Origin of the sequence: Nonomuraea glycinis (assembly GCF_014646515.1) — a bacterium.
GTDB lineage: Bacteria > Actinomycetota > Actinomycetes > Streptosporangiales > Streptosporangiaceae > Nonomuraea > Nonomuraea glycinis.
The window spans coordinates 631,741-650,689 of the sequence record NZ_BMNK01000001.1; the positions used below are offsets into that span (position 1 = coordinate 631,741).

14 protein-coding genes are annotated in these 18,949 nt (G+C 71.3%); 13 read left to right on the forward strand and 1 reads right to left on the reverse strand.

Going from position 1 to position 18,949, the window contains the following annotated elements:
* The first annotated feature begins 49 nt into the window (after positions 1-49).
* From IEY87_RS02980 to IEY87_RS03020, 9 genes are read left to right on the forward strand one after another with little or no spacing between them, the layout of a single operon-like run.
* The gene (locus tag IEY87_RS02980; RefSeq protein ID WP_225276797.1) at positions 50-3,133 is read left to right on the forward strand and encodes a non-ribosomal peptide synthetase; all 3,084 of its coding nucleotides are present in this window, start codon (positions 50-52) and stop codon (positions 3,131-3,133) included.
* 5 nt (positions 3,134-3,138) lie between these two features.
* Positions 3,139-3,315, forward strand: a complete 177-nt coding sequence (locus IEY87_RS02985) for an MbtH family protein (RefSeq protein WP_189136880.1) — start codon at positions 3,139-3,141, stop codon at positions 3,313-3,315.
* Positions 3,316-3,332: 17 nt separating this feature from the next.
* Positions 3,333-6,626 (forward strand): non-ribosomal peptide synthetase, encoded by a 3,294-nt coding sequence (locus tag IEY87_RS02990; RefSeq protein ID WP_189136881.1) that lies wholly within the window; start codon positions 3,333-3,335, stop codon positions 6,624-6,626.
* Positions 6,626-7,435 carry a thioesterase domain-containing protein gene (locus IEY87_RS02995; protein WP_189136882.1) on the forward strand — a complete coding sequence of 270 codons (810 nt, stop codon included), beginning with the start codon at positions 6,626-6,628 and terminating at the stop codon, positions 7,433-7,435. Before IEY87_RS02990 ends, IEY87_RS02995 begins: the two co-directional genes overlap by 1 nt.
* Positions 7,432-8,568, forward strand: coding sequence for an acyl-CoA dehydrogenase family protein (locus IEY87_RS03000; RefSeq protein ID WP_189136883.1), 1,137 nt, complete (start codon positions 7,432-7,434; stop codon positions 8,566-8,568). Before IEY87_RS02995 ends, IEY87_RS03000 begins: the two co-directional genes overlap by 4 nt.
* Positions 8,565-9,524, forward strand: a complete 960-nt coding sequence (locus IEY87_RS03005) for an acyl-CoA dehydrogenase family protein (RefSeq protein WP_189136884.1) — start codon at positions 8,565-8,567, stop codon at positions 9,522-9,524. Before IEY87_RS03000 ends, IEY87_RS03005 begins: the two co-directional genes overlap by 4 nt.
* Before the next feature lie 4 nt (positions 9,525-9,528).
* Positions 9,529-10,770 (forward strand): aspartate kinase, encoded by a 1,242-nt coding sequence (locus tag IEY87_RS03010; protein WP_189136885.1) that lies wholly within the window; start codon positions 9,529-9,531, stop codon positions 10,768-10,770.
* On the forward strand, positions 10,767-12,185 hold the full coding sequence (locus IEY87_RS03015) for an MFS transporter (RefSeq protein ID WP_189136886.1): 1,419 nt from the start codon (positions 10,767-10,769) through the stop codon (positions 12,183-12,185). The genes IEY87_RS03010 and IEY87_RS03015 overlap by 4 nt, the downstream gene beginning before the upstream one ends.
* A 44-nt stretch (positions 12,186-12,229) precedes the next feature.
* A complete protein-coding gene (locus tag IEY87_RS03020; RefSeq protein WP_189136887.1) occupies positions 12,230-12,838 on the forward strand; it encodes a CGNR zinc finger domain-containing protein in 609 nt (202 codons plus the stop codon).
* Positions 12,839-12,914: 76 nt separating this feature from the next.
* Here IEY87_RS03020 and IEY87_RS03025 read toward each other — a convergent pair whose 3' ends face one another.
* Positions 12,915-13,502: a GNAT family N-acetyltransferase gene (locus IEY87_RS03025; protein ID WP_189136888.1), complete on the reverse strand. Its 588-nt coding sequence runs from the start codon at positions 13,500-13,502 to the stop codon at positions 12,915-12,917.
* Between the two features lie 252 nt (positions 13,503-13,754).
* Between IEY87_RS03025 and cysD the strand changes: the two genes are divergently transcribed.
* The 4 genes from cysD to IEY87_RS03045 all read left to right on the forward strand — a co-directional run bounded on the left by cysD (position 13,755) and on the right by IEY87_RS03045 (position 18,805).
* Positions 13,755-14,645: a sulfate adenylyltransferase subunit CysD gene (gene cysD / locus IEY87_RS03030; protein ID WP_189136889.1), complete on the forward strand. Its 891-nt coding sequence runs from the start codon at positions 13,755-13,757 to the stop codon at positions 14,643-14,645.
* A 17-nt stretch (positions 14,646-14,662) separates the two neighbouring features.
* Positions 14,663-16,489, forward strand: a complete 1,827-nt coding sequence (cysC, locus tag IEY87_RS03035; RefSeq protein WP_229699290.1) for an adenylyl-sulfate kinase — start codon at positions 14,663-14,665, stop codon at positions 16,487-16,489.
* A 17-nt stretch (positions 16,490-16,506) separates the two neighbouring features.
* Entirely contained in the window at positions 16,507-17,238 is a 732-nt protein-coding gene (locus IEY87_RS03040; RefSeq protein ID WP_189136891.1) for a TetR/AcrR family transcriptional regulator, read from the forward strand.
* Between the two features lie 178 nt (positions 17,239-17,416).
* On the forward strand, positions 17,417-18,805 hold the full coding sequence (locus tag IEY87_RS03045) for a tannase/feruloyl esterase family alpha/beta hydrolase (protein ID WP_189136892.1): 1,389 nt from the start codon (positions 17,417-17,419) through the stop codon (positions 18,803-18,805).
* The last annotated feature ends 144 nt before the right edge of the window (positions 18,806-18,949 follow it).

Here is an 18,949-nt window from a genome sequence, read left to right on the forward strand (position 1 = left end):
CTTTTCCGCGACGCGAAGGATCTTTACCAGTCGAGACCATGGGAGCACGATGCCACGCCACCAGCAGTCGCACCCGAGCGAAAATGCCTTAACCACAATTCACTTATCTTTGGGTCCGCAGCACGCGTTCCCTCGGCGGAGCACAGTACTCGACCTGTTCTGCGCACAAAAAGAGAACGCGCCCGACCGTCCCGCGATCCGCTATCGCGACACTACGATGAGCTATGCCGAGCTGGACGCCGCGGCCAATGTGACGGCCAATCGACTGATCGGTCACGGCGTCCTGGCGCGACAATTGATACCCGTGTTGATAGCGGACGGGCCCGAATTTCCGACCGCACTCTTCGGGGTGATGAAGACGGGCTCGGCATTCGTGCCGCTGGATCCCGCTTGGCCGATCGAACGTCTCGGCGCGATTATGGCCGAGCTGTCGCCGCCCGTCATCGTGGCATCGCGGGCGACCGCGGAGACCGTCGCCGAGCTGGATGCGTCCCTGCCGACGGTGATCGTCGACTGCGCGGAGCCGCCGCACGATCCAGCCGAGCTGACGCCCCCACCGGCCGGCCGGGCACCCGGTCCCGAAGACCTGATCTACGGGTTCTACACCTCAGGCTCGACGGGCACGCCCAAGTGCGCGCTGAACCACCACCGCGGCCTGGTCAACCGATTGACCACGATGTCGCGCCGGTTCGGTGACGGGGCCGGGCACGTGACGCTGCAGAACAGCCGGTCCACGTTCGACTCCTCGATGTGGCAGGTGCTGTGGCCGCTGGTGTCCGGCGGGCAGGTCGTGCTGCCGCACCGCGACGGGATCCTCGACCTTGAGGAGACCGCGATGACCATCGGCCGCTACGGCGTCACGATGACCGACTTCGTACCGTCGGTGCTCGCGGCGTTCGTGTCGCTGCTGGAGGTGCGCGAGGACCTGCGCGAGGCGACGTCGAGCCTGCGGCGCATGCTCATCGGCGGCGAGGCGGCCGGTCCCGGCGCGGTGCACCGGCTGCGCGCGCTGCTGCCCGAGCTCAAGGTCACCAACACGTTCGGGCCGACGGAGTGCTCGATCGGATCGGTGTTCCACGACGTCACGGACGCCGACGTCGACCGGATCCCGCTCGGGCGCCCCATCGACAACACCGCCGCGATCGTGCTCGACGACGATCTCATGCCCGTCCCGGCGACCACGCCCGGCGAGCTGTACCTCGGCGGTGAGTGCATCGGAGCGGGCTACCTCAACGATCCCGAGCGCACCGCGCGGGCGTTCGTGGCCAACCCGTTCCCCCAGATCCCCGGCGACGAGCTCTACCGGACCGGGGACCTGGCGCGGGCCGGCGAGGACGGGCTGCTGTACTTCATCGGCCGCCGCGACGAGCAGGTCAAGGTCGGCGGGGTGCGGGTGGAGCTGGGCGATGTCGCCTCGGCCCTGGCCGACCATCCGCTCGTGGGCAGCGCGGTGGCGATCGTGCTCGGTGAGGCACCCGAGTCCACGCTGGTCTGCTGCGTCACCCCGCGATCGCCGGACGATCCGCCGCCCGTGGAGCTTCTCCGCGGCTACGCGGCGGAGAAACTGCCGGCCGAGCAGGTCCCGCAGCAGATCGTGGTGCTCGACGCGCTCCCGCTCAACGGCAACGGCAAAGCCGACCGCAAGACCCTGGCCGCGCTCATCGTGGCCGAGACGGCGCGGCAGCCGGGCCCGGTGGAGCGGGTCGAACCGCCGGCCGACCCGATGGAGGAGCTGATCTGCTCGGCGTGGCGTGAAGTGCTCGAGCAGGAGCAGGTCTCGGTGGTCGTGCCGTTCTCCGACTACGGGGGCACCTCGCTGATCGCCTACCGGCTCACCGCCGAGGTCAGCCGGCGGCTGGGCAGGCCGGTGCGGCCCAGGGACCTCCTCGTCGCCTCCACCGTGCGCGCCCAGGCGGCGCGGCTGACCAAGGGCGTCGACGACGACAGCGCCGAACTGGCCTACATCAAGCACGACCTGGCGTGGCGCCCGCCGCAGACCCTGCTGCTCGCCGGCGCGACCGGGTTCGTCGGGGCGCACATCTTCGCCGAGTTGCTGATGCGCTCCAACGCCGCACTGATCTGCCTGGTACGGTGCGCCGACCCACCGGACGGCGCCCGGCGGCTGACCGAGGCCCTTGAGCAGTACGGGCTGACGTCCGCCTGGCAGCAGCTGCCCATGGCACTCAAGACCGGACGGGTCGAGGTGGTCCCCGGCGACCTGGGCAGCGAGCTGCTCGGCCTGTCGCAGCGGCGGTTCGACACGATCGCCTCGACCGTGTCCGGCGTCGTCAACGCCGCGGGCGCGGTGAACTTCCTGTCCGGCTATCTGGACCACCGCCCGGCCAACGTGCTCGGCGTACAGGAGCTGATCAAACTCGCCTCGGGCGGCGCCCGCCTGCACACCCTGTCCACCTTGAGCATCTTCCCGCCCCCCGGGCCGGCCGCCCCGCGCATCACCGAGAGTCAGATCCCGGCGCCGGACCAGGTCGCCGCGGACGGCTACAACAGGTCGAAGTACGTCGCGGAGAGCCTGCTCGCCGACGCGCAACGGCAGGGCGTCAGCTCGGTGGTGTACCGCCTCGGCGAGGTGTGGCCGCACCGGGCGACAGGCGTGGCCAACCCGGACTCGCTGGCGCACAACCTGTTGTACGCGTGCGCGCGCACCGGATGCGTGTTCCCGACCGAAGCCGCGACCGACGTGACCCCGGTGGACGTGGTCGGCCAGTTCGTGGCCCGCGCCGCGACCGGCGACCTCGAGGTGCCCGACGGCGCGATGCACGTGCTGTGGCCGTCGAGGCTGCGCTTCGCCGAGGCGTTCGGCGAGCTCGCCGACCGGTGCGGCCTCGACCGGGTCGGCTACGCGCGGTTCCGCGACCGCCTGGACGCCCTCGCCGAGCCCGACGGGAGGCTCGCCGGGCTGCGCCTGCTGCTGCCGCCTCCGGCCGCCGACGGTGACGCGGCGCCGGTCGAGTTCGACCGGATGTTCACCGACGGCTCCCGTCACTTCGACACCCAGCGGTTCAGCCGGCACGCGCCCTCGCTGGCGCGGCCGACGGCGACCGGGCCAAGGACGCTCGATCGCTACCTCAGTGAACTGACCGACATTCCCGCCTTCGTAGCTCAGGAAAGGTAAGCGCCATGGAAGACAAGTTCGTCGTGGTGATCAACCACGAGGAGCAGTACTCGATCTGGCCCGCCGGCCGGGAGATTCCCACCGGCTGGCGCGAGGCCGGCGTCGAGGGCGGCAGGAGCGACTGCCTGGCACACATCGCGCGGGTGTGGACCGATCTGCGCCCATTGAGCGTGCGACGGTGAAGGAAGAGAGGGAGATCATGGCTACACCCGACGAACGTAACGTCGCCGATATCCGGCGCGCCCTGCTGGAGATGAAGGTCCGCCAGCGGGTGGCGGAGAAGGCCGAGCGGGAGCGGATCGTCGCCGTCCCGCGCACCGGCAAGATGGCCATCGCCGAGCAGCAGCGGTTCCTGTGGTTCCTGCACCAGATGGTCGCGGGCGCACCCGTCTACAACGTGCCGTTCGCGATGCGCCTGCGCGGGCAGCTCGACGTGGCCGCCCTCGCCGAGGCGCTGCGCGGGATAGTCGCGCGGCACGAGAGCCTGCGCACCCGGTTCGGCGACGAGCACGGCGTGCCCTTCCAGACGGTCGATCCGCCGCCCGAGACCTTCGACCTGCCGGTGACCGACGGGACCGAGGAGTCCGTTCAGGACTGGATCGACGGGCAGGTGCGCGAGGAGTTCGACCTGCGCAACAGCCCGCCGTACCGGTTCGCGCTGCTGCGGCTGGGCCCTGAGGAGCACGTGCTGTCCATCGTCTGGCATCACATCGTCATCGACGGATGGTCCTCGCGCCAGTTCGCCGAGGAGCTGACGGCCCGCTACACCGATCCGAGCGGCGCGGAGTTCCCCCCGCTGCCCCTGCAGCCCGCCGACTTCGCGGCGTGGCAGCGGCTCTGGCTGCTCAGTGAGGAGCCTGCCAAGCAGATGGACTACTGGCGGGCCGCGCTGGACGGGATGGAACCCCTGGAGTGGCGTACCGACCGGCAGCGCCCGTCGGCGCCCACCGGGGCCGGCCGCATCTACGAGACCCGCCTGCCCGACGAGCTCGCCCGGGGGATCCGCGAGCTGGCCCAGGCCGAGAACGTCTCCCTGCTCGCCCTGACCATGGCCGGGTACCAGATCGTGCTGAACCGCTACACCGGTCAGCACGACATCGGGCTCGGGTCGGTCCTGTCCGGCCGGACCCGCTCGGAGACCGAGCCCATGATGGGGTTCTTCGCCAACACGGTGGCGGTCCGCGGCGACCTCTCGGGCAATCCCGTGTTCCGCGACCTGGTCCACACCACCAACAACGCCATCCTCGAAGGGATGGCCCGCCAGGACGTGCCGTTCGGCCGCATGGTGGAGGAGCTCAAGCCGGAGCGGCTGCCAGGCCGGAACCCGCTGGTCGCGCACCTGTTCACGCTGCTGCCCGAGCCGATGATCGCCCGCTGGCGGCTGCCCGGCGTCGAGGTCGAGATGCTCACCCCGCAACCGGGCACGACCCGGTTCGACCTCACGTTCCAGATCAACGACCTGCCGGACGGCGGCCTGGGCGTGTGGATCGAATACTCCTCCGAGCTGTTCGACCACGAGCGGGTCGAACGGCTGGTGGAGCACTTCTCCACGGTCATGGCCGACGCGCTGTCCCGGCCGGACGCCCGAATGGACGCGCTGGACATCATGTCCAACGGCGAATACCTACGGGTCCTCACCGAATGGAACCCCGCGCCCGGCGAGCCCGACGAGCGCCTGCTGCACGAGCTGTTCGCGGCGCGCGTGGCCGAGGCGCCCGACGCGGTCGCGATGCGCTTCGCGGAACGGGACCTGACCTACGCGCAACTGGACGAGCGGTCCAGCCGGCTGGCGCACGCGCTCGTCGAGGAGTTCAAGGTGGCGCCGGGGCGCGTGGTCGGGGTGCTGCTGGAGCGCGGCTTCGACCTGCCGGCCGCCGAGCTCGGCGTGCTCAAGGCGGGCGGGGCCTGGCTGCCGCTCGACCCGCAATATCCGCCGGAGCGGCTGGCCTACCAGCTCGCCGACGCCGACGTGGCCGCGGTGGTGACGACGTCGGATCTCGCCGACCGGGTGCCCGCCGACGTGGGGCGCATCCTGCTGGACACCGACACCCTCGACGACCGGCCGGTCACGCCGCCCTCGGTGCGCGTGACGCGGGAGGACACGGCGTACGTCATCTACACCTCCGGCTCGACCGGCACCCCCAAGGGCGTCATGGTCCCGCACCGGGCCGTGGTGAACTTCTGCACCACCTTCCAGCGGATGTTCTCGGTGACGCCGGACGACCGGATCCTGCAGTTCTCCAACCCGGCCTTCGACGTGAGCGTCTCGGACGTGTTCTCCACGCTGACCGCCGGCGGGACCATCGTGGGCGCGCCGCGCGCCGAGCTGCTCGACCCCGAAGCGCTGCAGCGGCTGCTGGCCCGCGAGCGGGTGACGATGGTGGACATCCCGCCCGCGGTGCTGGGGCTGCTCGATCCGTCCGTCCTGGACGACCTGCGGGTGTGCTTCATCGGCATGGAGCCCTTCGGCCCCGATCTGGTCAACCGGTGGCGCAAGCCGGGGCGCGAGTTCCACAACGGATACGGGCCGACGGAGGTCACGGTCACCTGCGTGGACTACCTGTGCCCGCCGGAGCCGCTGGACGGGCCGCCGCCGATCGGCCGCGCCATGGCCAACCAGCGGGCCTACGTCCTGGACAAGGCACTGCGGCCCGTGCCGCCCGGCGTGCCCGGCGAGCTGTACATGGCGGGCGCCGGTCTGGCCATCGGCTACCTCGGCCGGCCCGACCAGACCGCCGAGAAGTTCCTGCCCGACCCGTTCGCCGCCACCGCGGGCGAGCGCATGTACGCCACCGGCGATCTGGTGCGCTGGAACGCCGACGGCGAACTGGAATTCCTCGGCCGGGTCGACCGCCAGGTGAAGCTGCGCGGCCTGCGTGTGGAGCTCGGCGAGATCGAGCACGCCATCGAGAGCTTCACCGGCGTACGGCAGTGCGTCGTGACCGTGCGCGACCCGGGCACGCCCTCGGCCTGGCTGGCCGCGTACGTGGTCGGCGCGTTCGAGCCCGAGGAACTGCGCGAGCACCTGGCCGGGCGGCTGCCCCTGCACATGGTGCCCACCGACTACGTCCAGCTGGAGCAGCTCCCGCTGACCTCCACCGGAAAGGTGGACCACGCCCGGCTGCCCGACCCGCGCCCCGACGGCGGCGGGGGACAGGTCGAGCTGACCAGCGAGACGCAGCGCCGGCTGGCCGAGATCTGGCAGGGCCTGCTGAGCCTCGACGCCGGCAGCATCGGCGCGCAGGACAACTTCTTCGTCCTCGGCGGCAACTCGCTGCAGGTGACCCAGATGATCTCGCGGGTGCGCGACGCCTTCCAGGTGACGCTCGACCCGCGGCGGCTGTTCAGCTACCCGCTGCTCAGCCAGTTCGCCGCCCAGATCGACGACGCGCAGCGGGCCCTGCTGGGCGAGGACGAGGTGGCGCAGCTGGAGGATCAGGTCGCCGATCTGTCCGAGGAGGAACTCGACCGGCTGCTGAAGGAGACGAGCTGATGGCCGGCGCACAGCCCTCCACCCTGGAGGGGAAACGACGCGCGCTACTGCGACTGCGGTTACGGCGCAGACGGGAGGAGGCCCTCGCCCGGCCGCGCCCCGCTCGGCAGACGGTGTCTCAGCAGACGGTGTCCCCGCTGGTGCCGCTCCGGCCCGCGGGCACGAAGCCGCCGCTGTTCCTCGTGCACGCGGCGGGCGGATCGGTGGCGCCCTACGTGCCGCTGGCCGCGCTGCTGGGCGACGACCGGCCCGTCTACGCGCTGGAGGATCCGGGCCTGCACGGCGACCCGGTCGAGGGCCGGCGGCTGCCCGACCTCGCCGCCGCCTATCTGGCCGCGGTCCGTGAGGTCCAGCCCGACGGGCCGCTGCATGTGGGCGGCTGGTCGGTCGGCGGGGCGGTGGCGCTCGACATGGCGCGCCAGGACGGCGACGTCGCGCTGACGTTCGTGCTCGACACCGCCGTCCCGGACGCGCCGTCCCATCCCGGCGAGGACGAGCTGCGCGCGTGGTTCGCCGCCGACGTCGCGGACATGGGCGCCGAACCGGACGCCGCCGAGGTGGCCGAGCGGTTCCCGATGTTCGCCGCGAACGTGCGCGCGCTCCTGACGTTCCGTCCCTCGCGGGTGGCCGGCCGGGTGCTGCTGCTGTGCGCCGAGGAGTCGGGGCCGGAGAAGCTCGACCGATGGCGGGCCTACGCCGACGAGATCCAGGTGGTGCGGGGCGACCACTACACCATGCTCCAGCCGCCGCACATAGAGGCGCTGGCGCGGACGATGCGCGACGGACTGAGGGAGGTGAGCGCCCGATGATGCCGGCTTTCACCCCGGAGCAGGACGGCTTCCGGGAAGAGCTCTGCAAGCTGCTGTGCGAGGACGACGTACGCGGGGAGATCGCGCGGTCCAGGCGGATGCCGTACGGGCAGGAGAGCGGTCTGCTCGACGTGCACCGGCGCCTGGGCAAGCTCGGCCGGCTCGCGATCAACTGGCCCGAGCGGTACGGCGGAGCGGACGCCACGATCGTGGAGAAGGCGATCGTCACCGAGGAGATGATCCGCCACGGCGTCCCCGAGAACGTGCACTCGCTGGGCATCGACATCGTCGGGATGGCCATCCACCTGTTCGGCACGCAGGAGCAGCGGGAGCGGTACCTGCCGGGCCTCGCGCGCGGCGAGATCACGGCCAACGTGCTGTTCAGCGAGCCGGGTGTCGGCTCCGACCTGGCGTCGCTGACCACGCGCGCCGAGCCGGACGGCGACGGCTGGCGGCTGTCCGGCCGGAAGATCTACAACATGAAGGCGCAGCACAGCGAGTTCGCGCTGTGCGCGGCCCGCACGTCGACCGGCCCGGTGAACTTCTTCGGGATCACGCTGTTCCTGGTGCCCCTGCAGAGCATGGGCGTGGTCATCGAGCCGGTGTGGAACCTGTCGGAGGAGCGCTTCGACCTGGTGACGCTCGACGGGATCCGGGTCGGGCCCGAGGACGTGCTCGGCGAGGTCGACGACGGCTGGCAGGTGCTCGGCAAGGTGCTGCCGCTAGAGCGCACCGGCCTCGACCACTCCGCCAAGGCGGAGCGCACCCTGGCCGCGCTGCGTGCGCACGCGCCGCCCGGGTGCGAGCAGCGGCTGGTGGAGCTGGAGACGCGGGTACGCGCGGCGCGGCTGCTGGCCTGGCGGTGCGTGGCCAACCTGCACGACGGCCGGCCCGACGAGGTGCACTCGGCGACCGCCAAGTGGTACACGTCGGAGACGGCCAAGGAGGTGTCCGTGGCGGCGGTCGAGCTGCTCGGGCCGCAGGCGCTGCTGGACGCACGAGATCCCGAGGCGATCGCCGATGGCGTCTTCGACGCCGCGCTCCGGGAGGCTCCGGGGCTCACGCTCGCCCAGGGCTCTTCGGAGATCATGCTCTTCTTCGTCGCCACATCGAAATTGGGGCTGCCGTCATGACCACAGTGGGTACCGAGGCGATCGCCGGCTTCTTCGACGACGATCTGGCGCCGCTGGTCCGGCGGATGGCCGATCGGCCGCGCGGGGAAGGCGGGGGCAGCGACGAGGACAGCCGCGAGATGCGCGCGATGGTGTGGCAAGGGCTGGCCGGGCTCGGCGCGCTCGACACCGCCGAGCCCGTGCGGCTGGCCGAGCTGCTCGGGTCGGCGCTGTACCAGGGGCCGCTGCTCGACACGCTCACCGCGCGGGAGCTGGCGTGGGACGTCGACCTCGGCCAGGCGCCGGTGGCGCTGGCCGTCGCGGCCGAGCCCTGGTCGGTGACGAACGAGACGATCTCCGCGCGGCGGACCTTCGTCGGGTTCGCGGCGGAGGTGGACCACTTCGTCGTGGGCGGCGTCGACTCCGCCGGACCGCGCCTCGCGCTCGTACGTGCCGGGCAGCCGTCCATCACCCTGCGGCGCTACGAGGAGACGAGCCGGGGTGAGGCGTACGAGGTCGAGTTCGCGGACGCGACCGTGGCCGCGTGGGCCGGCTCCGCCACCGCGTGGGCGGCGGCGCTGGCCCACGCGCGGGTGCGCCAGGCGGCGTACCTGGTGGGCCTGGCCCAGGCGGCACTCGATCACGCCGTCGCCTACGCCAAGACGCGCCGCCAGTTCGGCCAGCCCATCGGCAAGTTTCAGGGCCTGGCGTTCCGGCTCAGCGAGCTGTCGATGCACATCGACGCGACCCGCATGCTGGTGCACGACCGCGACGCGGCCGAGCACGCGGCGGCCGGCCTCGCGGCGGCGTCGGACCTGGCCCGCACCGTCACGACGCGGACCATGCAGATCCACGGCGCCGCCGGCATGCTGGCCGACAACGACGCCCAGCTGTACTACCGGCGGGCGGCGGTCGAATCGGTGCGGCTCGGCACGCCGTCCCAGCTGCGCCGCGAGACCTACGTGGCGCAGGAGTAAGCCGATGAGCCTGGTGATCCAGAAGTACGGCGGAACATCACTGGGTGACGCGAACAAGATCAATCACGCGGCACAGCGCATCGCCGCTGCGGATGGATCCGTGGTCGCCGTGGTCTCCGCGATGGGCGGCACGACCGACGCCATCCTCGACCTGGCGCGTAACCTCACCGATGCGCCGCACGCCCGGGAGCTGGATCTCCTGCTCAGCACCGGTGAGCAGGCCGCCGCGGCGGCGCTCGCCATGGCGCTGCACGAGCTGGGCGTGCCCGCCCGCTCGTTCAGCGGCCGCGACGGCGGCATCGTCACCGACGGGGTGCACGGCAGCGCCCGGATCGTCAGCGTCGACCCCGCGCGGATCCGCGCATGCGTCCAGACCGGGCACGTCCCTGTGGTGACCGGCTTCCAGGGCGTCGCCGCCGACAGCGGCGAGCTCACCACGCTGAGCCGGGGCGGCTCGGACACCACCGCCGTCGCCCTGGCCGCGGCGTTACAGGCCGAGGCCTGCGAGATATTCACCGACGTCGAGGGGGTGTTCACCGCCGATCCGCGCCACGTCGCCGAGGCCCGCAAGCTGGACCACCTCTCCTATGAGGACATGGCCGAGCTGGCCGCCAGCGGCGCGACGGTCCTCGCCCATTCCAGCGTGGAGTACGCCAGCAGCCATCGCGTGCCCATCCACGTCCGATCCAGCACGACCGAGACCGCCGGCACCTGGGTGACCGGCTTCCACCAGGCCGCCCTGCTCGACCGCGAGCGGCTCACCGCCGTCGGCGTCGCCCACCAGACCGGCCAGCTCCGCTGCCGGCTCGACGGATTCGACCCCGCTGCCCTGACCCCGGTCGCCGCCGCGCTGACCGATCCGATGCTGTCGGTGGACATGCTCGACCATGTGCCCGGCTCGCTGCGGTTCATCGTGCAGGCCGGCGACCGGGACCAGGTCGACGAGGTGCTCACGGACCTGCACGCGGCCGGCGCCTTCACCGGGCGCCGCTGGTCCGGGCCGGTGGCGAAGGTGTCGCTGGTGGGCCGCGGGTTCGGTGGCCGCCTTCTCCAGGTGCTGCACACCCTCAGAGCCCACGGCATCGGGGTGCGGGACATGACCGTTCACGGGCGACGCGTCTCCATCACGTGCGCCGAGCATGACGTGCTCACGGCCGTGGCGCACCTTCACCGCACGTTTCTCGGCCGCCCGCTGTCCGAGATCTCCGGGCTGATGGCCGGCAGAAGCGAAAGGAAGGGACGATGAAGGAAGCATCCGTGCGCACGACCGGAGAGGCCGAGAGCGGATTCCGGTCCCGGCGGTTCTGGCAGCTCGCCGTCATCTGCGGCACCCAGTTCCTGGTCGCTCTGGACTATTCGATCATCAACGTGGCCGCCCCGAGCATTCGCGAGGGCTTGGCCTTCACCTCCGGTGGCGTCGCCTGGGTCCTGTCCACCTACCCCCTCGCCTTCTGCGGCTTTCTCCTGTTCGGGGGGAGGGTCGCCGATCTGTACGGCAGGAAGCGGGTGTTCATCTGGAGTCTCGCCGGCTTCGCCTTCGCTTCCGTCCTCGCGGGCCTCGCCTGGTCGCCGGCGGTGCTCCTCGCGGGCCGCGCCCTGCAGGGGGTCGCCGCCGCGTTCATCGCGCCGGCGGGTCTGGGGCTGCTCCAGGCGGCCATCCCGGAAGGCGCGCAACGCGAACGCGCGCTCGGCATCTATGGGTCGGCGCTGTCGGCGGGGTTCGTCTCCGGCATGGTGCTCGGGGGCGTGCTCACGGAGTTCGCCGGTTGGCGGTCCATCTTCCTGATCAACGTGCCGATCGTCCTGGTCGCCGGTCTTCTCGCCAGAACGTATCTCGACGAGAGCCGGGACACGCACGCCTCCCGTCGCCTCGACATCACCGGCGTCGCCCTGGCGACCACGGGCATGGTCGCGCTGGTGTTCGCCCTCACCGAGGGGGAGAGGTACGGCTGGTCGTCCGCGCCGATCCTGCTCGCCGCCGGGATCGCGGTGCCGGCCATCGCCCTGTTCATCTGGGTGGAGTCCCGCAAGGACGACACCCTCGTGCCGATCTCCATCTTCCGCACCGCCGCCATCGGCGCCGCCAACCTGGTCAGCGTCCTGCTGATCTGCTCGTACGGTGGAATGCTGTTCATTCTCACCCTCTACCTGCAGACGCATCTCGGTCTGGGCGCGCTCGCGACCGGCCTGACGTTCGCCGTCTCGGGCGCGATCGCGATCATTACCGGGATCTACGCGGGGAAACTCATCGAGCGCTTCGGGCTCTACCGGGTGCTCCTGTCCGGGATCGTCATCGAGACGTTCGGCATTCTCCTCATGGTGGGCCTGCCGGAGGACTACGGACTCGCCCTCGTCCTGATCGGCACCTCCGTGAACGCCTTCGGCCACATCCTCGCGCTGATCACGACGAGCATCGCCGGCACGAACGGCGCCGACGAGGGACGGCGGGCCACGGCCGGCGCGCTGATCAACGTCTCCCAGCAGCTGGGGCTGGCCGTGGGCGTGGGCGTGCTGGCCTCGGTGGCGGCTCACTTCACCGCGGCCTCCGGGGCCGACGTCGTGGGCTGGCGCTGGTCGCTGTGGTGCGCGGTCGGGTTCGCGGCCGCGGCGATCGTCGCGACCGTCCTCTTCCGGAGGCGCTTCATCGGAGAGATCACCTAGACCTGCCCTGGCGACCGGCCGAGTAACCATATATGCTCGGCTCAATGGTTACTCTCACTTCCGAGGTCCGGCCGCCCTGGCAAGACGGCCATTTCATCGGCGGTCACCCGGTCCTGGACCTCACGAACACCGTCTTCGATCGGCTGCATCCCGCCGAGGACGGCGAGCTGTTGAGAACGCCCTCGGACGTCCTGACCTGGTGCGCGTCCGCGGGCCTGTTCGAGGAGCCGCCGCCGCTGACGGAGGCGGCCGCGCGTGCCCTCGTGTCAGAGGTCCAGGCCGTTCGCGAGCAGGCGTGGGCCGTGTTCAGCGCGGTCGCGGGCGGGGAGCCGGTGCCGGCCGAACCCTTCGGCGCACTCCTGCAGCAGGCCGGGATGGGCGTACGAGCCGAGCAGGTTCAGCGGATCAGTGCCGCGCTGGACCGCTTCACCGTGGACTGGACGGCGCCGGGAGCGATTCCCGCGACCTTGTCCTTGCTGGCCGTTCAGGCACTGTTCGCCCTGCCGGCCGACCGGATCAGGGCGTGCGGGAGATGCGGCTGGCTGTTCCTGGATTCCTCGCGGGGCGGGCGTCGCCGCTGGTGCAGCATGAGCACCTGCGGCAACCGCGAGAAGGCGCGCCGGCACCGTCATGGCGGACGCGCCGCTGACTGACGTCACCCGGCGGCGCGGCCGCCCGCGCCGCTGACCGACGTCATCGGGCGGCGGGAGCTTGCGCCGCTGACCGACGTCATCGGGTGGCGCGGAGCTTGCGCCGCATGATCGGCCGATCGCCGCGCGGGCGGGCCACCTCGGTGAATCCCGCGTCGAGGAAGGCGCTGGCTATGCCCGTCATCGCCGTGTCCGAGCCGGCGCGTTTCCCGTCGCGAGGCTCGATCGGGTAGCCCTCGGCGGCCGGGTAACCGGCGCCGGCCGCGTAGTCGCAGACGGCTTCGAGAATGGCCGGCAGCAGCCCCGAGCCGCGATGCTTCTTCTCGACGAGGACGCACGCGATCGCACAGACCGGCTCGTCGTCGATTTCGGCGAGCAGCGGCGAGCGCTCCAGCCTCGGGAACGAGGAACGCGGCCCGAGCGAGCACCAGGCTACCGGCGCGTCCTCCTGGTAGACGACGACGCCCGGCGCCGGTTCGCGCTGGGAGAGGCGTTTCATCGCCTTCTTGTTCCCCTCGCCCTTTCCTTCCATCCACTCCGCGATGGACAGCCGCCAGTGCATGCACCAGCACCCGCGGGCGCCTCCGTTGGCCCCGAGCACCGTCTCGAAGTCGATCCAGGTCTTTTGGGACAGCTCTTTCACCGTCAGGGAGTCATGGCCGCTCATCACCGCACCGCCGATCTGGCGTCGAAAAGGCTGTTCCCGGCCGCGTGTCTCGGGCAGGTGAGTTGCTCCCTCCGCCACGCGGCCGAGCGCCGTACGCCATCTAGTAACCGATATAGCCTCTTTATAGGTTACTATAGGCGGACAGGGTCGCGGGGATCAGGGTCTGATCCGCCGGCGGCCAGTGGCGGGATCACGAAGACCAGAAGATCGTCCATCAGGTTGGTCTGGTAAGCGACGACGGAGGGCCGAGACGTGGCCGAAGAAGACGTCCTGGATGTGCTCGAAGCCGAGGCGATCCACATACTGCGCGAGGTCGCCGGGGCCTTTCGCCGGCCGGTGCTGCTCTACTCGATCGGCAAGGACTCCTCGGTGCTGCTGCACCTGGCGACCAAGGCGTTCGCGCCCGGCCGGATGCCGTTCCCCGTGCTGCACATCGACACCGGCTGGAAGTTCCGCGAGATGATCGCCTTCCGGGACGACACGGCCAGGCGGCTGGGGCTCGACCTCCAGGTGCGCACCAACCCGGAGCGGGCGACGCCGTTCACCCACGGCGCGCACGAGTACACGCGGCTCATGAAGACCGTCGTGCTGCGCGAGGCGCTCGACGACAACGGGTTCGACGCGGCGATCGGCGGCGCGCGACGCGACGAGGAGCGGTCGCGGGCCAAGGAAAGGATCTTCTCGCTGCGCGAGCCCGGCCACCGCTGGGAGCCGCGCTCACAGCGTCCGGAGTTCTGGTGGTGGGCGAACACCGAGCTGGCCGACGGTCAGTCGATGCGGGTGTTCCCCCTGTCGAACTGGACGGAGCTGGACGTCTGGCGCTACATCAGGCGGGAGGACATCCCCGTGGTGCCGCTGTACTTCGCCGCACCACGCCCGGTCGTCGAGCGGAACGGCTCGTTGATCATGGTGGACGACGAGCGCTTCCCGCTGGAGCCCGGCGAGCGACCACAGCCCCGCCAGGTACGGTTCCGCACGCTCGGCTGCTACCCGCTGACCGCGGCCGTCGAGTCGAAGGCCGAGAACCTCGACGAGGTCATCGACGAGATGCGGCTCGACCGCAGATCCGAACGCGCCGGCCGGCTCATCGACGGTGAGGGCGGCACATCCATAGAGAGCAAGAAGTCTGAGGGGTACTTCTGATGGTCGCGGTGCTTCGAATGGTCGCGTGCGGCTCGGTCGACGACGGCAAGTCCACCCTCATCGGCCGGCTGCTCGCCAGCACCGGCGGCGCCACCGAGGACCAGCTCGACTACGCGCGGCGGACCCGGCGCGGCGGCTCCACGATCCCGGCCGGCGCGGTGGACTACTCGCTGCTGACCGACGGGCTGGAGGCGGAGCACGAGCAGGGCATCACCATCGATGTCGCCCACCGCTTCCTGGATCTGCCGTCCGGGCGCCGGGTGATCATCGCCGACGCGCCGGGACACGAGCAGTACACCCGCAACATGGCGGTCGCGGCGTCCACCGCGGACGTCGCCGTCTTACTCGTCGACGCCACGAAGGGCATCCGCGAGCAGACCCATCGGCACCTGGCGATCTGCGCGCTGATGGGCGTGCGGACCGTCATCGCGGTGGTCAACAAGCTCGACGCGCTGGACTACGACCAGGCGGTGTTCGACAAGCTCGCGAGCGAGGTGCGGTCGGCGGCGGCCGGCTTCGACATGACGGCCGGCGTCATACCGGCCAGCGCACTCGGCGGGGACAACGTCGTCGCCCCGTCGCCGAACCTCCCCTGGTACGACGGGCCGACCCTGCTCGGCGCGCTGGCCGCGTGGGAGCCGCCCGAGCCGCCGCGACCGGACGCTCCCGGTGACTACCGGCTGCCCGTCCAGTACGTCATCCGCGCGGATGACCTGCGCGGTTTCGCCGGCACGGTGGTCGGCGGCCCGGTCCGACCGGGCGACGCCGTCGCGGTCGCCGGCAGCGGCGTCGCGTCGCGGATCGAGCGGGTGCTCGGCCCCGGCGGCGTCGACCTCGACCGGGCCGCGCCCGGCACCCCCGTGACGGTGACGCTGGCCGACGAGGTCGACGTCCGTCGCGGGGACCTGCTGACCACGCCGGGCACCCTGGACGACGGGCTGTCACCGGCGTCGGCGTACTCCGCCACGCTGGTCTGGACCGCCGAGGAGCCGCTGCGGCACGGCCGCTCCTACCTGCTGCGGGCCGGGTCGCGGACGGTGCCCGCCGTGGTCACGAGCGTGCGCGGCCGGCTGAACGTGGTGTCCGGCGAGCAGTTCGCCGCGCGCACCCTCGACCTCAACGACCTCGGCACGGTCGAGCTGACCACCGACACCCCGCTCTGCCTGGACAGCTACCGCGCCTGCCGGGACACGGGCAGCTTCCTGCTCGTGGACCGGGTCAGCAAGGAGACCGTGGCGGCCGGCATGGTCCGGCACGCGCTGCGGCGCGGTCGCAACGTCGTCCCGCACGCCTACACCGTCGACCGCGACGCCAGGCAACGGCTGAAGGGGCAGCGGGCCAGAGTGCTGTGGCTGACCGGCCTGCCGGGCGCCGGCAAGTCGACGATCGCCGACGCGCTGGAGCGGCGGCTGCACGCCATGGGGCTGCACACCTACGTGCTCGACGGCGACAACGTCCGAAGCGGGCTGAACAAGGACCTCGGGTTCACCCCGGGGGACCGCGCGGAGAACGTGCGCCGGGTCGCCGAGCTGACCCGCATCCTGCTGGACGCCGGGCTGATCGTGGTCGTCGCGCTGGTCTCGCCGTTCCGGACGGACCGGGCGGTGGCCAAGAGCCTGTTCCAGCCGGGCGACTTCGCCGAGGTCTGGGTGAACACACCGGCCGAGGTGTGCGCGCGCCGGGACCCGAAGGGCCTGTACGCCAAGGCCAAGGCCGGCACGCTGCCGAACATGACCGGCCTCGGTCAGGTCTACGAGCCGCCGGAGCACCCTGACCTGGTGGTCGACGGCGCCGGCTCGCTCGACGACGTGACGGACGCCCTGTGCGCCTTCCTCACTGAGTGAGTGATCCACAAGGCTTCATGGCCATCCGTAGAATGCCCGTGGCGGGCATGCGCCCGGAGTCGAAGGGGCGTGGGGCGCGGATGGCCAGACGGCAGGCCCGATTCACCGCACAGGACTTGGCGGACGATCCCCGGCTGCGGGACCACTCTCCCGAGCTGTGGCGACCGGAGCTGGGGGAGGTGCAGCGCCGCCTGCTGTCCTCGGCGGTCCGCTGCTTCGCCGCGAACGGATTCCACGCCACGACCACGCGCGACATCGCCGAGGGCGTCGGGCTCAGCCCCGCCGCCCTCTACGTCCACTTCCCCTCGAAAGAGCTCGTCCTGTACGAGATCATCCGGGTCGGCCACGAGCGGGTCCTGGCGCACGTCCAGGACCCGTCGATCGTGGGCTCGGGGAGCTCGGCGGATCGGCTGCGCGCCATCGTCGCGGCCTACACCGTGTGGCACGCCCGCCACCACGTGACCGCCCGCGTCTGCCAGATGGAGCTGAACGGTCTCACGGCCGAGCACTACGCCGAGATCGTGGAGGTGCGCCACCGGACCAACGCCTACTTCCGGGGCGCGGTCGCGCGCGGCGTCGCCGACGGGACGTTCGCGCAGGTCGACGTCGAGCGCATCACCCGCGCGATGCTGTCGCTGAGCATCGACCTGGTCCGCTGGTACCGGCTCGACGGCGCCGACTCGCCGGAGCAACTGGGCGACTTCTACGCCGACCTCGCGCTGCGGTTGGTCACCGGGCCCCGCGACTAGCCCGGGGCGCCCCGCCACCCGGGAGTGGTCCGGGGCGGCCCCGCCGCCGGAATCACCGGTTGACAAGCGGCCGTCACAAGCTGACTATGCGCTTAGTAACTTCGGGGAATCGAGATCGAAACACCGTCCGCCACAGGCCTACCGACGAGTTCCGTTCCCCCTCGCATGGGAGTCGCACATGCCCCTCCTCCGTCGCAGATCCGCTGTCCTCTCCGCCCTGCTCGCGTCGCTCCTGACGCTCCCCCTGCTGCCGGTGGCCTCGCCCGCGCAGGCGGACACCCCCTGCGCCCGCATGGGCAGGGCCGACGTCCCGGGAGCGCAGCACCAGGTCGCCGCCTGCCTGGACGACCTGACCACCGCCGGCACGGTCGCCTCGGGACACACCGACGCCGCCGACTGGGCGGGCCTGCACTCGGCGGCCACCCGCAACCCGGGCGGGGTGCCGGGCGTCCAGATCGACGGCTACTTCCCGGACACCTCCACGGCCAACCCCACCCACGGCTGGAACCACGACTCCCAGTTCGTGATCCGGCTGCCGAAGAGGTGGAACGGCGGGCTGGTGGTCGCGGGGGCGCCGGGGAACCGCCGCCAGTACGCCAACGACTTCACGATCTCCGACTGGGTGCTGGCCAAGGGCTACGCCTACGCCTCGACCGACAAGGGCAACGTCGACCTGGAGTTCTACCGGGACGGCAAGCGGCCCGGCGACGCCATCGTCGAGTGGTACCACCGGATGACCCAGGTCACCGTGGCCGCCAAGGCGACCGTCGCCCGCCACTACGGCAGATCCGCCCGCAGGACGTACGCGATGGGCATCTCCAACGGCGGCCAGCTGGTGCGCTGGGCGCTGGAGAACCACCCCGAGCTGTACGACGGCGGCGTCGACTCGGAAGGCACCCTCTGGCCGCCCGACAACGGCTCGAACGCGCTGGTCTACCTGCCGGTGGCGCTGCGCAACTACCCCAAGTACGCGGCGACCGGCGACCCGGAGGCGCACGCCGCGATGCTGCGGGCCGGCTTCGCACCAGGCTCGGAGTTCCTGTGGGACTTCAACTACCGCATCCTCTGGGACGGCACGCAGCGCAGATATCGCGAGGAGATCGACCCGGGCTTCGACGGTGACCTGGAGGCGGGGATCCCGTACTGCCAGAGCGGTACGCCCAACTGCGACACCGACTACGACTACTACGCGCGCCCGAGGAGTGTGCACCAGGCGGTGCGGCGGGCCTCGATGAACGGCCGCATCGGCAAGCCGCTGATCACCGTCCAGGGAACGCTGGACACCCTGCTCCCGATCAAGGTCCACGGCGACGCGTACGCCTCCCTGGTGCGTTCACAGGGGATGGCCTGGCGGCACCGCTACTACAGGATCGACGGCGCCTCCCACCTCGACCTCGAATACGACCTGTTCCCGGACCGGATGCGGCCCCTGCTGCCCTGCATGCGGACGGCCTTCGAGACCCTCGAACGCTGGACGGCCCCGGGCGGCGGCCACCAGCCCCCGCCCAGCGCCACCATCCCCCGCCAGACCTCCGGCGACGTGGCCAACACCTGCGCCCTCAGCTGACCGGAGCGCCCGTACCGTCATGCCGTTGCGGCTCCAGAGCCGGGTGCGGTATTGATCATGAATGTCGCGTCCGGCGTCAGGTGGCGATCTTGCGTACGGTCAGCGGCGTAAGCCCAGGAGAAACAGGTGTCCCAGCGGTCGGTA